This window comes from Variovorax sp. VNK109 (assembly GCF_049445855.1).
Taxonomy (GTDB): domain Bacteria; phylum Pseudomonadota; class Gammaproteobacteria; order Burkholderiales; family Burkholderiaceae_C; genus JAGOCV01.
Map to the genome: position 1 here is coordinate 453,368 of NZ_JBMSDV010000002.1, position 14,265 is coordinate 467,632.

General features: G+C 58.5%; 18 protein-coding genes. 10 read left to right on the top strand and 8 right to left on the bottom strand.

All coding sequences use genetic code 11. From position 1 onward, the window contains the following. Window positions 1–2 precede the first annotated feature (2 nt). The 5 genes from ACO2Q9_RS09725 to ACO2Q9_RS09745 all read left to right on the top strand — a co-directional run bounded on the left by ACO2Q9_RS09725 (window position 3) and on the right by ACO2Q9_RS09745 (window position 4,305). Window positions 3–905: a tyrosine-type recombinase/integrase gene (locus ACO2Q9_RS09725; protein WP_423310680.1), complete on the top strand. Its 903-nt coding sequence runs from the start codon at window positions 3–5 to the stop codon at window positions 903–905. 116 nt (window positions 906–1,021) lie between these two features. After that, the gene (locus ACO2Q9_RS09730; protein ID WP_423310683.1) at window positions 1,022–1,258 is read left to right on the top strand and encodes a hypothetical protein; all 237 of its coding nucleotides are present in this window, start codon (window positions 1,022–1,024) and stop codon (window positions 1,256–1,258) included. Window positions 1,259–1,291: 33 nt separating this feature from the next. Then, entirely contained in the window at window positions 1,292–2,125 is an 834-nt protein-coding gene (locus ACO2Q9_RS09735) for a hypothetical protein (RefSeq protein WP_423310685.1), read from the top strand. Window positions 2,126–2,546: 421 nt separating this feature from the next. Further along, window positions 2,547–3,155, top strand: a complete 609-nt coding sequence (locus ACO2Q9_RS09740; protein WP_423310687.1) for a hypothetical protein — start codon at window positions 2,547–2,549, stop codon at window positions 3,153–3,155. Between the two features lie 232 nt (window positions 3,156–3,387). Continuing rightward, window positions 3,388–4,305 (top strand): hypothetical protein, encoded by a 918-nt coding sequence (locus tag ACO2Q9_RS09745; protein WP_423310689.1) that lies wholly within the window; start codon window positions 3,388–3,390, stop codon window positions 4,303–4,305. A 4-nt stretch (window positions 4,306–4,309) separates the two neighbouring features. Here ACO2Q9_RS09745 and ACO2Q9_RS09750 read toward each other — a convergent pair whose 3' ends face one another. Further along, complete coding sequence (locus ACO2Q9_RS09750; RefSeq protein WP_423310691.1) at window positions 4,310–4,540, bottom strand: helix-turn-helix domain-containing protein; 231 nt, start codon at window positions 4,538–4,540, stop codon at window positions 4,310–4,312. 60 nt (window positions 4,541–4,600) lie between these two features. On the opposite strand from ACO2Q9_RS09750, the gene ACO2Q9_RS09755 reads away from it, so the two are divergent. Continuing rightward, complete coding sequence (locus tag ACO2Q9_RS09755) at window positions 4,601–4,990, top strand: hypothetical protein (protein ID WP_423310693.1); 390 nt, start codon at window positions 4,601–4,603, stop codon at window positions 4,988–4,990. A gap of 7 nt (window positions 4,991–4,997) precedes the next feature. After that, window positions 4,998–5,705, top strand: coding sequence for a hypothetical protein (locus ACO2Q9_RS09760; RefSeq protein ID WP_423310695.1), 708 nt, complete (start codon window positions 4,998–5,000; stop codon window positions 5,703–5,705). A gap of 119 nt (window positions 5,706–5,824) precedes the next feature. Here the strand turns inward: ACO2Q9_RS09760 and ACO2Q9_RS09765 are convergent, their stop codons facing one another. The 4 genes from ACO2Q9_RS09765 to ACO2Q9_RS09780 form a co-directional block, all read right to left on the bottom strand. Next, window positions 5,825–6,121 (bottom strand): hypothetical protein, encoded by a 297-nt coding sequence (locus ACO2Q9_RS09765; RefSeq protein ID WP_423310697.1) that lies wholly within the window; start codon window positions 6,119–6,121, stop codon window positions 5,825–5,827. A gap of 18 nt (window positions 6,122–6,139) precedes the next feature. Beyond that, window positions 6,140–6,403, bottom strand: a complete 264-nt coding sequence (locus tag ACO2Q9_RS09770) for a hypothetical protein (RefSeq protein WP_423310699.1) — start codon at window positions 6,401–6,403, stop codon at window positions 6,140–6,142. Window positions 6,404–6,595: 192 nt separating this feature from the next. Beyond that, entirely contained in the window at window positions 6,596–8,338 is a 1,743-nt protein-coding gene (locus ACO2Q9_RS09775; RefSeq protein ID WP_423310701.1) for a hypothetical protein, read from the bottom strand. Further along, window positions 8,335–10,278, bottom strand: coding sequence for a hypothetical protein (locus tag ACO2Q9_RS09780; protein WP_423310703.1), 1,944 nt, complete (start codon window positions 10,276–10,278; stop codon window positions 8,335–8,337). The genes ACO2Q9_RS09775 and ACO2Q9_RS09780 overlap by 4 nt, the downstream gene beginning before the upstream one ends. 264 nt (window positions 10,279–10,542) lie before the next feature. Between ACO2Q9_RS09780 and ACO2Q9_RS09785 the strand changes: the two genes are divergently transcribed. The 3 genes from ACO2Q9_RS09785 (at window position 10,543) to ACO2Q9_RS09795 (ending at window position 12,731) form a co-directional block, all read left to right on the top strand. Continuing rightward, the gene (locus ACO2Q9_RS09785) at window positions 10,543–11,163 is read left to right on the top strand and encodes a recombinase family protein (RefSeq protein ID WP_423310705.1); all 621 of its coding nucleotides are present in this window, start codon (window positions 10,543–10,545) and stop codon (window positions 11,161–11,163) included. A 96-nt stretch (window positions 11,164–11,259) separates the two neighbouring features. Further along, the gene (locus ACO2Q9_RS09790) at window positions 11,260–12,123 is read left to right on the top strand and encodes a hypothetical protein (RefSeq protein WP_423310707.1); all 864 of its coding nucleotides are present in this window, start codon (window positions 11,260–11,262) and stop codon (window positions 12,121–12,123) included. Between the two features lie 59 nt (window positions 12,124–12,182). Continuing rightward, on the top strand, window positions 12,183–12,731 hold the full coding sequence (locus ACO2Q9_RS09795; RefSeq protein ID WP_423310709.1) for an alpha-ketoglutarate-dependent dioxygenase AlkB family protein: 549 nt from the start codon (window positions 12,183–12,185) through the stop codon (window positions 12,729–12,731). 18 nt (window positions 12,732–12,749) lie between these two features. Here ACO2Q9_RS09795 and ACO2Q9_RS09800 read toward each other — a convergent pair whose 3' ends face one another. From ACO2Q9_RS09800 to ACO2Q9_RS09810, 3 genes are read right to left on the bottom strand one after another with little or no spacing between them, the layout of a single operon-like run. Next, window positions 12,750–13,415 (bottom strand): DsbA family protein, encoded by a 666-nt coding sequence (locus tag ACO2Q9_RS09800; protein ID WP_423310712.1) that lies wholly within the window; start codon window positions 13,413–13,415, stop codon window positions 12,750–12,752. After that, entirely contained in the window at window positions 13,412–13,855 is a 444-nt protein-coding gene (locus ACO2Q9_RS09805) for a disulfide bond formation protein B (RefSeq protein WP_423310714.1), read from the bottom strand. The genes ACO2Q9_RS09800 and ACO2Q9_RS09805 overlap by 4 nt, the downstream gene beginning before the upstream one ends. A gap of 27 nt (window positions 13,856–13,882) precedes the next feature. Continuing rightward, the gene (locus ACO2Q9_RS09810; protein WP_423310716.1) at window positions 13,883–14,263 is read right to left on the bottom strand and encodes a hypothetical protein; all 381 of its coding nucleotides are present in this window, start codon (window positions 14,261–14,263) and stop codon (window positions 13,883–13,885) included. Between the last annotated feature and the right edge of the window lie 2 nt (window positions 14,264–14,265).

The window sequence follows — 14,265 nt, forward strand, 5'->3', positions numbered from 1 at the left end:
TAGTGCGCCCTGGCATCCCTTCCATTGACCTCGCGGCAGCTCTGGCCGCGTCCGTCGCCCAACCCGCCTCAGAGCTGACCCTCTCGGAACTCATCCGGGCCTATTCCGTCGCGCGCTGCGACGGCTCCGACCTGCGCCTGCGCAAGTGGGAAGCCGCGCTCGGCGCAAAATCGGCCTGGGTCATCACCCCCGACGAACTGCAGATTGCCGCTGACGCGATGGTCACGCATGGCTACTCCCCGGCGTCGGTCAACCGCGACCTGTCGGCCCTTGGCAGCGTGTACCTCTGGGCGCGCGAGAAGCGTCTGTGCAAAAAGACCTTCCGCAGCCCCACGCTGGACGTGCCGCGTTTTGAGGAGCCCATCCGGCGCGTTCACATCGACGCTGGCCAGCTGGTCGCGCTCAAGGCGCGTGCGCTCGCCTTCACGGACCGGCGGTTTGGCGTGCTGGTGGCGCTTCTGTGCGACACGGGCGCTCGCAAGTCCGAGATCCTGGACCGGGTCGGCCGTGACTTCGACCTGGATGCCTGCCAGGTCATGGCCCCCATCACCAAGAACGGCACCCCGCGCATGCTCTTCTTCAAGGAGGAGACCGCCGCGTTGATGCGCCGTGTTTTCCCGACGCTCCCGCCCGAGCGCCTGGTGTTCCAGGGGGAGGTGCCGGGCCAGCCCGCCAAGTTCCGCCGCCAGTGGGAGGAGTGCGTGACCTCGGTGGGCTTGCCGGATCTGCGCATGCACGACCTGCGCCATGCGGCAGCCGCCTCGCTCCTGCGCGCCGGGGTGACGCTGCCGGTGGCGGCGCAGGTCCTGGGGCATGACCCCGCCGTTCTGGCGCGTCGCTACGGGCACTTGGAGACGGCAGCTCTCAAGAAGGCGCAGGAGGCATCCTGGGCGTGCGCTGTCTGATTTTTGCACCGCAGGTAGATCGATTCTTCCGCACCTGCGGTGCCTAAATTGTTGGTCGCTGGGAGGATGCTTGTTACGCCGCAAGCGTGCATTTAACTACTGAGAGGACCATCAAAATGACCAACACCCATGGCTGGGCACCTGCCCTCGATGCTTGGGGGCAGTTCGTTCGGGAACACCCCGAACTGGGCTACCGCCCCGGCTTCTGGCAGCTTCATAATTTCCTGCGCCTGCATCGTGACGCGTTGGTGCAGCACGACGTCATCCGCAAGGCTCGCAACAAGTTCTGGATCGCCAATGCCCAGAGCTTCTCCGGGGTCGCCTTCGACTGTGCCACGTCACCCCGCGTGTAGACGGGCTGAAACCGACTGGATAGAGTCAGGGGCATGGCAAAAAACCCTTCGCGTGGCTCGGTGTTGACCGAGCTTAAGCTGCTCAGTCAGCTTGACTACCTGGTCCCGAAATCCGCTGCGCGCTACCTCGAGCTGATCTTGCATCCTCTAAAGCTGAGCGAGAAGGACCTTTGGGATCTGGTGCTTGATCAGAAGGTCCATTTCTCCGTCGAGACGATTGACTACCAGATACTGGCGCGGCGCGGCGAACTGCGTGACCGGGGGCCAGAGACTGATCAAATTCCTCGTGAAGATGTACTTGAAGTCGAGGGCGATCGGATTCTTGATTTCTCCGGCGACCGGCGCTTTGAGAGCCTCTCGGGGGTGTTCGACGTACCGACGCGTGGTGGCTGGCGCAGTATCGCCAGCAAGCAGCGTGACGGCGGCAACGTGGATAACTGGGATTGCCAACCCGTGTTCTACCAGCGCCCAGGGGACCCATTGCAGGTCTGGGTCGGTTTGGCCTACATCGGGGAGCCGCTGGTATTGCAACAGTCGGCGGATCTCGGTCCACAGCTGCGCATCGGCTTCCGCAGGGCGGAACTTGATCGCTTCGTGGAGACCATCGGTGGCGAGACCTCGGTCGATGACGATGATGACCTGAAACAATTCCGTCTGACGACAGCCCTGAAGATCCTCGGCGCTGTGCTGTCCGTGACCACGGATATGGTGAGAACTCAAGACAAACTCCAGAAGCAGATCCACGGTTTGGACCTGACCGGGCTGAGCGAGAGCAACTGCGAGAAGTACTTTCGTGCCGCCAACCGCCAGTTTGCAGAGCTGGATCACGATCGGATGGATGCGAACAGAATCAAAAACCGCAAGTAAGCAAACAGTTCCCTACCTGCGGTGCTTTTATCGCCGTCATTTTCTAAGCTCCTGCTTGCCCTTCGGGGCGTCGCAATTGACCCCGTGTCAACCGACCTGACTCATTCAAGCGTCCGACAGCACGATCCGATAGTCAGAAGCGCGGCAGGATTGAAACCTCACACCGCAAGCGCGCCGAAATCACCAGCGCGAGGATGACCCAGATGCATGGGGTTGTGGTGATCAGCCAAAGAGCGCATCAGCTCGAGGTTACTGCTGCGCGTCCCGACGATGACGGCTGAATGGAGGCCCGCACCACCACGTTGAGGGCGGTATGGGCCTCCTTTGCCCGGGAGCCCTCGGAATCCAGCTGTATGGTTTGAGAACAGTTAGAAGGTTGTGAATAGACCATTCTGAATTTTTAGAAGTGAGGATAAAGAAAATGCCCAACATCACCGTGAAGTCTGCCGCCGACGAAAGCGCTGCCTTGCTGGCCAGCAGTGAGTTCGCTGCGGCGGGTGTCATCGCGGCACGCGCCGGGATGGACGATGCACTCGGACCGTTGATGATCACGCTGCAAGAGCAGGCGGAGGCGATCCAGCGAGGTGACACTGGCCTCGTTGACGCCATGTTCATCAACCAGGCGGTGGCCCTCCAGACACTCTTCTTCTCGCTGCTTCAGGACGCCGCAGCTGCTGTGGGCGCGACAGAGAAGCAGAACCTGACGCAGCTTGCTCTCCGCGCTCAGTCGGGCTCCCGGGCGACGCTGCAATCGTTGATGGAGTCCAAGAATCCGCGACACTTCAACGTCATCCAGCAGGCGAACGTCGCGCACAACCAGCAGGTGAACAACGGCGCGCCGCCGCCCGCGCGTGAGAAAAATCGAGCGAACGCGCAGAACGAACAATTTGTTATTGAGAGCGCCCATGGCAGCACGACGTTGGACGGAAGAGCAGAAGCAGAGGCAGGCCGCCTTGATCAAGACGTGGTCACCGTGGACGAAATCCACCGGCCCGCGAAGCGCCGCCGGCAAGGCCGCGTCCTCGCGTAACGCCTACGCCGGTGGTCGACGCGCAAAGATTCGCGCGCTCGCTGCGCAAATGCGGGAGGCGATGGCTGATTTCAAAGACGCACTCGCTGCTGAAGTTGATGCTCAACATCACACAGGCGGCGAGTCCGGCGGCCAGTTGACCTGATGCGGTAGGTCTGAGATAGTCCGCCTACGGGGCATACCGGGGGCTTGATGGTCAAGCCTCACAACCCGGACAACAGTCCGAGGTTCTATGCCCGCATCCCCGATCACCTTCCAATCCAGCGCCGCCTATGCGACCTTGCAGTTAGCTGCGCGCGACGGATTCATCTCCCACATAGACGAGCACGGTGCCAGCCTGGTTCGGGCAAGTGTGCCGCCGTCGAGCTGGCGGCTGCTGTGCCGCTCTCCTCAGGCGGATATGGAGGTGCTGGCCGAGTACCCATCAATCTCGACTGTCCAGTGGTACGAATTCGTGAATGCTCTGGTCCGTGCTGGCTGGCAGCGCCTGCCCAAGGGCAGCTTGCTCGACGTCCTGCTGGCCAATTCCCGCGTCTATGTCTCCAGGCTGCCCAGGCTGCCGGCAGCGGAGCAAGACCTGATTCTTCTGCGCATCGCTGCGCGAGCTGGGGATGCTCGCCCCAGTCACCTGATGCTGGTCGCGCGTTGGGCTGCTCGTCTGCGCATCCAGCTGTCTGAGGCCAACCAGTGGCACGCGCTCGTGCGGCGCGCCGTCGACTGGCATGCGCGCGGAGCCCAGGCCAACGACGGCGATTCGACCTGGCATTTCCACTGTGGCCGGGTGGCCTGGCGTGGCTACGAGATCGTCCCCCTGACCACGCCGGGTGACCTGTGGATCGAAGGAGATGCGATGTCGCACTGCCTGTTTGATCTGCGGGCACTTTGCAATGCGCGCAACCCCAGCAGGTTCTTCTCAGTACGAAGAGACGGTCGCCGTGCGATGACACTGGAGCTGTCACGCAGCGCGCCTGAGCACGGCATGCTTGGCCCTGACCGCATCTGGGGCCAGTGGGAACTAAGTGATTGCCGGTTGTCCGGGAACAGGGCCCCGGCCGGGCATCTGCTCATCGATCTAATGTGGTTCGCGTGGCAGTACAACCTGTGGTCTCAGCGACCGGCGCGGCAATCAAGTCAAGGCATAACGCAATGACGGGCTACTTCCTCAAGCGGACCAGCTCAAAAAGATCGAAAACGGTCATGCCGAGAGCATTCGCGATGACGTCCATGGCGTTGAGGGTGGGGTTAGCCTGTCCCCGTTCTACGCGGCTTAAATAGGTTTGATAGAAGCCGCATCGCTCCCCGAACTCGACCTGACTGAGGCCAGCTTCGATCCGAAGCTCGCGCACCACAGCACCGAATTTCTGAGAAAGCGTCGAACGAGTCACTGCCTGACTGTTACTCGTATGCTCTAATTCACATAAACACTAATTCGTATAAATTGCTCCTTGAGCAAGACCAAACACAACTTCACTGAGGGGCTGGAAATGACTACGGATATCAATCGATTCCAACTGTTCAACCATGGCGGCGTATTCGTGGTTGTGGCAATGCTTTTGGGCTGCGCGAGCCCACCGCCTCTCTCAGAAGCTGGAGCGCGAGTGCGGGCGATTACCCGTGACCAAGCCAAAGACTGCAGGTTCGTCAGGGTGGTCCAGTACAACCAGCGTGAAATGACGACTGGCAAGACAACCACAGTTCTGAAGGCCATCGGGGAGACCAACATCAGAAACGCCGTTGCTTCGCATGGCGCGAATGCGTTTGTGCTCATCAAGGAAGAAACGGACTGGTTCCTGGGCACGATGGACTACCAGGCTGAAGCCTTCTCCTGTCCCTGATCGCCCCATGATCTCCATTCGATCCGTACTGACTTCTGGACTCGTGACTCTGCTTGCATTACCTGCGGCGCACGCGCTCACGGCCGAGGAGGAGGCAATGATCAGGGCGGCACTTGGTCCCAAGGTTCCCATCTATGCCGATATCAGCGCGGCTACCAAGAAGCGAGAGCCCCGAACCGTGCCGCCACGCACGGTCTACGATGACTGCATCTTGAAGAACATGGCGGGGGTTGCCAACGATGCGGCAGCACGCTCGGTGCGGCAGGCATGTGAGGGCAAGCAGAAGCAGTTCGTGGCCGAGACCCGCTCAAAGTACGACCAGCAGTACGGGCAGGTGGCTGATGACGCCGTGCTCGAAGTGACCAAGGTTGAATCACGGGATGGGATGACGCGGATCTCTTTGCGGAATGGCGATCAGGGAACCAAGAAGATTGTCACGTATGCACGGGTACTGGTCGGTGGACATGCGGTGCTTGGCGAGGGCTGCAGGGGCTTCTACGAGATATTCAGCATTCTGGCCAACATCGCACCGGGTGGCACGGTGGTGGCAGAGGTGCAGCCCAAGGCGCTTGGCAAGGGAGCGGAGCCCTGCGTCGAGGTGCTGGCCGCCCGGGTGAAGGAGCCAGCATGGTCCGATAGCTTGAAGGCTGCCGCGACGTCGAGGGTGAAGCCCATGCAGGATGATTTTCTGGAAGCTTACGAGGGTTCTCGATAGACGTCTCATGGAATTGGGTTGGTGACGACCGGCAGAGTAGCAGGCTCATCAGCTGATCACGGAGTGGCGTGACATTCGATAAACGCGGCCATTTTGCGGACAGCCCTCGCGCCCATGGCTCAACTGCCTGGTTCGGCACCAGTAAAGCGGTGGATCAGTGACGATTCGATGAGTTGTCCGATAGCGGCTGAGGTCACCGAACTGTGCAGCTTTCCATCTTCGCTGCGTGGCAGCTCGCAGAGAAGCGTAGTGCGGCAGGGCATCTCGTTGCCCAGAACATGGATGGCTCCTATGAATTCCACCATATCTTTGCCATCATGGTGCCCAACTTGGTAGTGGCCGATGTAACTCGCAGGCAGCCTGTGACTGCCAATCTCGATGGTTAGAGATCCGTTGATGGGTTCGCTCTCTGCCACTTCGATTTCCTCACGAAATCAGTTGGGTGAAATCATTGGATGGATGCTTGCACCCGTTCGCGCAATGTTCAATCCGGATACTCCGAACGCCTTCATCGCTGACTCGTAAAGCAACTGCTCGCGCTCGATGGCAGCCTGAGCTGCCTGCAACTGCTCGTTTGATGGGCCGGGGCCAACGCTCTGTGCTTTCGCAATCTCGGCCTGGAACACCAGGTTCTTCAGGTCCGAAGCAGCGCGATGGGCTTGATGCCATTGTTCAAGTGAGTCGTTCCAGCGATCCATAGGACAAGTCGTTGAAAGGAGGCACTGCTAAAAAAGGACCCCACGAAGCCGTAACTGCATGGGGTCGAGAGCTTGGGGCGGTAGCCACCCCAGGGGAGGGTGATCAGAGTGTGAAGCAGGTCGCCAGCGTCGAATGTAGGACACCGCCGTAACATTCTTCACTGCCCTCTATCGTTCCTGCGGAGATGCCGCCTATTCGCCCGTTCTTTGCGCTGATTCCTCTGATTGCGTGGCATCGGGCAGCGCGAATCGATACCAGCTTGAGGCTGGCACAGGATAGCGAAAATGACGTGTGGCGATGAAGTCCAGCGCACCAAGGCCAACTTCCACGGCTGGAGACTGCTCAGTCCACTGATAGTCTTTTATCTCCAGAAATCGTGTGATCCGCTGACGTAGCTCGTCGGTCGTGGCTGGTAGGTTATACGGTGCCTCAGAGTGGCCAGTATCCAATGCGCGACCAACGTACCAACTGACTGCCCAATCCAAAGTCGGATGCCATAGCTGCGCCGTGACTGACCCGTAGTCTCCTGTTTTGAGGTGTCGGCGTAGTAACTCGTAGTGTTTTTCCAACTTCAGGATGACACACCAAGCTGCAAGCGTGGCCAACGTCCAAGATGTTTGCCGCAGCCGCTCAAGTAGGCGAGGCTCCCCTGAGCCAACTGCGAGTTCGACGAGATCCTCCAGCGAGTCAGTAGAAACTGGAAAACCATTGTCGGAGCGGAAGGCGATATCTACGCGTTTCACGATCTCTTGCACCCATTGAGATGCCCTATCTTGACGACCTGCGACCATGAGAAACATGAGTGCGAGGGTGATGTCAATTATGTGGTTGTCCATACGCGGCGAGCCGCTGGCGGAATGGTTATCCAGCAAAGCAGTCAATCCATCGGCCAGCGCGTTCACCTCTCGTTGCATGACGTCAGCTTCTTGCTCGTTACTTGGTAACCTCATAGCACAGCCAAGGCCAATGGAGCCCATCAGGCCGATATGCTGAAAAAGAACAATCGAGAAAGAAGCGCCCTCGCTACTGTAGCCGGCCATCCCATCACGAACATGAAAAGCTGGTGCTACCGCCTCGTAATAGCGACCTGCCGTAGCCACATACGCTCCCCAAAGCCCAGCGAGGGCAGGATTCAAGATCTCACGATCCTTCTTTTGGCACAGTTGCACCCGATGCCACGACCAGAGCAACGTGCGTTCGCATATCCAAAGTGCTTGGCGCGAATCGCCATCGGTTAAAGCCCATTGGACGCATATCTGTGAAGCCAGATGGGCGCGTCGAAGCGCCTTCAGCAACACTTGCGAATTTTCAGCTGGACGCGCCAGCGTCCCATCGGCCTTGAGCCCCAATTGCCGCAGCAAGAGGCGGCTGAGGTCGGCGAAGTCATAGTCAATCTCTCCGGATAAAGCCAATGCCTTGCGCAGGTCGGAGCGGTCTTGAGCAGCAAACAGGTTTTCATCGAGCATGTACTGTTCGACCAGCGCCGCGACGCGATCCGCGCCCCAAAAATCGAATCCAGCTTGGCTGATGTATCTGGCTTTGAACCCGTTCCAGTTCAATTCGACTTCCTGCTTCAGATCGCCAGATGTGGCCAACACCACAGTTTTGCGGAAACTTGCGTGCTCAGGTCCAACCATTTTAGAAAGGTACGCATCAACGACTTCTTCAAGACTTGGACGCACCGCCGTCGGATCGTCTTTCGCCCATTCTCTGCGACCAATATCACCTTGCTTAATGACAAAGAGCAGCATCTCTTGGGCACCGTCGACCGGCGATGTCCCAACGACTGCGAGGTCTACTCCAAACTGTCGCACTCCGGTTTGAGGCTTAGATAGCGGTACGTATCCCATCGCAAGACAAAGGTCGGGAAGGAGCTGGTCGAACTCATTGCGCTCGCGTAGCGTGCGTAGGAACTGGCTGATGATGAGCTTCATGATTGCCCCCGCCTCGCACCGCGGAACAGGTGCAGGCGAATGTCGTTTCCTATTGGGTCCGTTGCGAGTCGTGCTGGCAACTCGACGCTGTGTGAAACGGACTTGAGTTCTATTTTTGTATCGAGGCCATCGTCATGAAAGCTGAACGTCGTTGCTCCAGCCTTGATGGTCACTTGCGAGGAGATTTGTCGCCATATAGAGTTGCGGCTCGCTCTCTCAAAAGAATCGTCCATCTGACGGGCACGGGCACGCGAGAAGAGTCGACGCAACTCAGCCGGCGGGCGAAACTCATTCCTGTCGGGCAGGGCCTCTCGTGCTTGGACAACAGCTTCAATGGCCTGAACAACTTGCCGTAAAAATTGTGCTTCAGCTTGTGGACAGTTCTCCCGGTTCGCAGCTTCTCGTGCGGCTTCAATAGTCCGACCTGGATAGTCGTAACCGATTTGCTCAACCAAGAGGTCATGTGCAATCGGAAAGATGCGTTCGGCCGCATCGCGAGAACGGAGCAGGGAGAGCGCGAGAGAAGTAAGCTGAGAGCGATCAAGGACAAAGCCCACCAGACGCCTTGCTAAGAAGACGATGCCATCGCGATCAAGTTCATCAAGCTGATCGATGTCGAGAGGCGGTGGCTGTCGCTCCTCTACATCTGGCACACGCAGAAATCGTGAGGCCGCATCCGCATAGACCGATTGCTCGCTGAGTAGCCATCGCGTTAGTAGTGGTCCCCAGACTGTTGGATGCGTCGGCAGTTTTCGTGCCGTGTCAGAAAATAGATCGTTTACTGGTCGTTCGGATGTTATTGGATGCCGGCCGATCCAATGCGTCAGCGTAGTTGCGGCAAGTATGCGGTGGTCTACGTCACCAAGAAGACGCGCCAGAGAATGGTCGAGTGAGCGAAGGCCGCCCACACTTTCCGGCGCTAAGGCGGGCATGTGCATCAGTAGGCGAGCCACTATCCCGCGCGCCTGAAGATCTTTGCCATGAAGAAATAGACTTTGTGCGAGGACCTCGAGAACATCTTGATCCTCTGCGCCGGCGAGGCGAAGTAGAAGATCGTCAAAGGCAGAGGTAACGTGAAATGCGAGCCCGGCTGCCCTGATGGCGTGGGTACGGCCACCATTCGGCGGAAGTTCGATCAGTTTCGAGAGTTCGAGAGCCGCGTTGTCGTAAGGATGTCCATGCTCGATACCTTCGTGGATTAAGCGACCGAGCGTCCAAATTCCTTGCTGTGATTGACTGGTACGTCCGGCGTGAGCGTCCGTTCTCGCCAGCGCGATTGCTGCATTGAAGTCCGCTTTTGCCAGCGCCATGACAGAGCAGCAGATCAGGGGTGCGACTGAGTCCTCGCCGTGCTGAACAGCGGCATCGTGCAATTGCAGCTGCAAGCTTCTGTCGCGAGTCATTAGCCAGCTTGCAATCGACTCGTAGATGGCGCTGCTGGCTAAGTCGTGGTCGTTCGCTTCATGCCGCGCACTGAGCAGGTCTATGAACGAATGGGGAGCGACATCCTTAATGTAAGGCAGGGCAGAACACACCAACTGCAACACTGCGAAGGCGGGGGAACCGGAGCGAATGTGATGGGCCGCCAGCCTGACGACATCTTGCTCAGGCATCGCCATCGCCAAGAGCCGCCCTGAGGCTTGATCCTTTTCGCCGATCTCGCTGTTCCACAGCTTCTGCGCGAACTCAAATAGAGCATCTGTGTCCAGCACGGGCGTAGAAATGGACGAGAAAATCGAATTTGCAATGAAAGAGTTGCGCACGCTGGTGGAAGCAAAAGTCACGCGACCATCCTTCAGTGACACGCCTTCGGGCAGATCGGTAGACGTCAGTGCTGACGAGGGCGGCACCTCGGCGCTGAGCGCATGCTCACCGTCTTTATGTAGGCGGGACGCTATTGCGAATAGCTCGGTATGTGACGGCGCGGAGTCTGTGACCATTGGAGGAAGCTGATACTTTCAGTGGGTCGTCGATATTAAGAGTTTCCTCTACATCCGTCTCCTCCCTACTTTGCTATTCAGTCGGATCGCGTGACGAGCCGCTACTCATTACGCAGTTCGACAAAGTTGCGCTGCGCCGACGCGTGGACGGTTCGGTTCTGGTATGCCCAAACCGAACCGGAAACGAATTGGTTCGATAAGACGGTTGCGCCATTTAAATCGAACCACTATTATTGGAACCACCTAAACCGAACTGGAGTGACCATGTTGGTCCGGGCATACCTGAGAGCGTCTAAGTCGGAGCAAGATGCCGGGCAGGCGCAGGCGGAGCTGAGGGCGTTCGCCAAGGAGCGCCAGATCCGAATCGCGGCGTTCTACATCGAGCACGAATCTGGGGCCAGCTTGAGTCGCCCTGAGCTGTTCCGTCTCCTGGAGGAAAGCCACCCTGGCGACGTGCTGCTGATTGAGCAGGTTGACAGGCTCTCCCGGCTAAACGCAGCCGACTGGGACATTTTAAAGACCATGTTGCACGAGAAGAAGGTGAGGGTAGTAGCCTTGGACTTGCCCACATCGTGGCAGCTCGCCAGCACGGGTGACCAGCTTACGCAGCGCCTTATGGATGCACTCAACAGCATGATGCTGGACATGCTCGCGGCAATCGCTCGGAAGGACTACGAAGATCGCCGTCGTCGCGCTGCACAGGGAATACAGAAGGCGAAGGCCGCAGGAAAGTATCGAGGCCGGCGCGCGGATGATCAGCGCAATCAGTCGATCTTGGCGATGCTCAAGGGTGGTATGTCATGGAGCGATGTCTGCAGCGCCACCGGCGCGTCTCGTTCCACTCTCAGTAGGCTGACGAAGGTCGCTGCCGTAAAGAGCGCATGACGAGCCTCAGTGACCAGGGTAACGAGCGATTGGAGATGATTTAAGTCAAAGGAAGTACATTTAGTTCTCGACGAAATAAACAATCGAGGACATGGAATGACCAGCTTTGAACTTGTTAAGGTGGCCCTTGATAGCCTGTATGCCGAAGCCCAAGCAGAGCATGGGAAGAAGGCGGACGCCACAATTGCCGCATGTATCGAATACCTTGCTAAGAGCTACAGCGGTCTGAACACACCGGGTCGTGCGGCTGTGGATTACAAAGATCCTGCTACGCGATTCGCATACGTCTACAAATACGTTGCTTCTCACAGCGACTATGTGGTCCAAGTGCTTGAAGCATTGCAGAAGCAAAGGAAGCCGATTTTTGGCGCTGAAAACATCCGGGTCTCTTGTGTGGGTGGTGGACCCGGAAGTGACATCGTAGGCGTGCTTCGCTATTTAGATGAAAACAAGCACGTCGAGAAGGTGTCTAAGGTGACGTGCTATTTGCTGGATCGAGAGCAGGCTTGGGCAGATACTTGGACCGAACTCGACGATTCATTGAAGACGGATCTGGTTTTGCACGCCAACTTTCAACCGCTCGATGTCACTGATCCGGACTCATGGGCTCAGCAGAAGAAATTCTTGCAGGCGGACCTTTTTACGATGAGCTACTTCGTGTCGGAGGTGAAATCGCTTGATAGCGGTGGCGTTGTCTCTACCTTCTGGAAGACGCTCTTCAAGAACGCGAAGTCAGGCGCCCTGTTTCTCTATGACGACAATGGCCATGACAGTTTCAACAACTACTTCGACGCCTTGTGGAAGGCTGAGGGTCTTAAGTGCATAGTGGAGGCGACCAACAGTTGGGTTTGGCCTCGTGGAAATGAACAGAAATCCGAGTTGGGTGACTATCTCAACAAGTTCGGGCAACAGCCCAAGCTGAAGACACCGCTGAGCTATCGGGTCCTACAGAAACTGTGACAGCTGATTTATTTAGCGAGCGATCGTCGTTTGAACGTCTGCCTCTTGAAGGAGGCGACGTGCAGATTTGGCGCGACTTCCTGCCACCGACCCGCGCACAAGCGGTGCTCGTAGATTTGATCGAGAACACACCATGGAGGGCTGAGGAAATTGTGGTGTGGGGAAAGCGGCATCCTCAACCTCGCCTGATCGCTTGGTTTGGTGATCTTGGTAAGAAGTACACCTACTCGGGGATTGCCATGAGCCCACTGCCCTGGACGGGGGAACTTGATGCCCTGCGAGAACAGGTCGAAGCCGCTTGTTTGGTGCGGTTCAACAGCGTCCTGCTGAACTACTATCGCAGCGAACGGGACAGCATGGGCCTACATAGCGATGACGAGCCGGAGCTTGGACCTCGGCCCGTGATTGCGTCTCTTAGCGTTGGAGAGGAGCGCGTATTTGCGTTCAAGTCCAAAACTTCTCCTGTGCAATCCGCGAGCCTGCCACTACCTTCCGGCAGCCTGCTGTTGATGCAAGGTGATACGCAGAAGAATTGGAAGCACGGCATCGCAAAATCAACGCGACGCATGGGTCCTCGCGTTAACCTCACGTTCCGGCAGATTTCTTAACTTTCCAGCGTCGGACTTTCACCGAGTGCGGCGAGACCGCTCCACCTCCCCTTCGACCATTTTCAGCAGCCTTCGTGGGTCGGGCTCGGGCAGCGGTTTTCCGTTGACGAAGAAGGTCGGCGTCGCACGCACGCCCACCGCCTGGAGATCGGCCATGTCTTGCTCAAGCACTTTGTTCACCGCCCCGGTCTTCAGGTAAGCGGCGGCCTTCTCCAGATCGAGTCCGGCAGCGCTGGCAAAGCCCCAAATTCGCTCGGTGGCCGGGTTGTTGTGGCTGGCCCAGACGGGCTGAGATTCCATCAAGGCGTCCATGACAGGCTCGAACAGGTTTTGCTGGCGCGCCGCTTCGAGAACCTGCACCCCGGCCACGGAGGGCTCCCGATGGAAGGGTACGTATCGGATCACCAGGCGTGCCTCCTTGGGATAGGCCGCCAGGATATGCTTCACATAGGGGTGAAATGCCCGGCAGGCTTCGCACGCCGGATCGAAGAACTCGACTATGGTCACGGAGGCGTTGGCAGGTCCTACAACGGGAGAATGCTCCCGCACCATGACGTTGAAACTGGCGGCGGCCTGCTCGGCTGCCTTCTGTCGGTCATGGTGCTGGTAGAGAAGGACGGCAGCGGCGAACGAGGCCAGCGCAACCAGCGCGGTGAGGAGGACGATGGTGTTGCGTCGGGTCATCGGTGAGTCCTTGAACGGGTCATCAGGAGGAGGACGAGGACGGCCCCGAAGGCGGCTACCGCCAGCACAGGCAGCGGCAAGCCGCCCAGCACCGTCATGTCGGCGCCGGTGCAGGCCCCTCCCTGGCTGCAGGGCTTGATGCGTTCCGGGATGGCGCCCATGTACAACAGGGTATGGAAGCCCGCCACCAGAAGGCCGCAGATGGCCAGAGGCAATCCGTAGCGCCATACTGACGCGTCGCCGCGCCAGCTCGCCACGCCCAGCACGACCGCCAGCGGGAACATGAAAGCACGCTGGAACCAGCAGAGATTGCAGGGGGTCTGTCCCATGACCTCGCCGACGAACAGCACCGCCAGCGAGGCGAACAGCGCAATCAGCCAGGCAGAAAACAACAGTGCCCAGCCTGCCCCGTGTCGGTCCGGCGGCGTCGCTTCAGCCATGTCGATCTCCCCGCAACCGACTCACCCCTACTTCACCTCGAAGCGGCCGGTGGAGGCGGCTCGCTTTGGCACGTTGACAGTAGCAATACCTTTGGTGCCCTTTGCGATCTTGAATGTGCCCTTGGCTTCGAGCTTGTCGCCGACGGGAACGAGTTCTACTTCGGATTTCTCGGTGCCGTTCAGCAGCGTCACCTTCGCCTTGGCACCCGCGAGATCGACGGCCTTGCCGTGGTCTTCTGCGTATATCTGGATGAGGTCGGGCTTTGCCACCACCTCGAGGTCCAGCGACTTGGTCTCCACGACGATCCCGCCGCGCTTGGGCTCGTGGCCGTGGCTGCCTGCAGCATGGGCCGCACCTGCGAGGGCCATGGCGGCTGTCAGTGCGCCGAGCATCTGGATGAATTTCATGA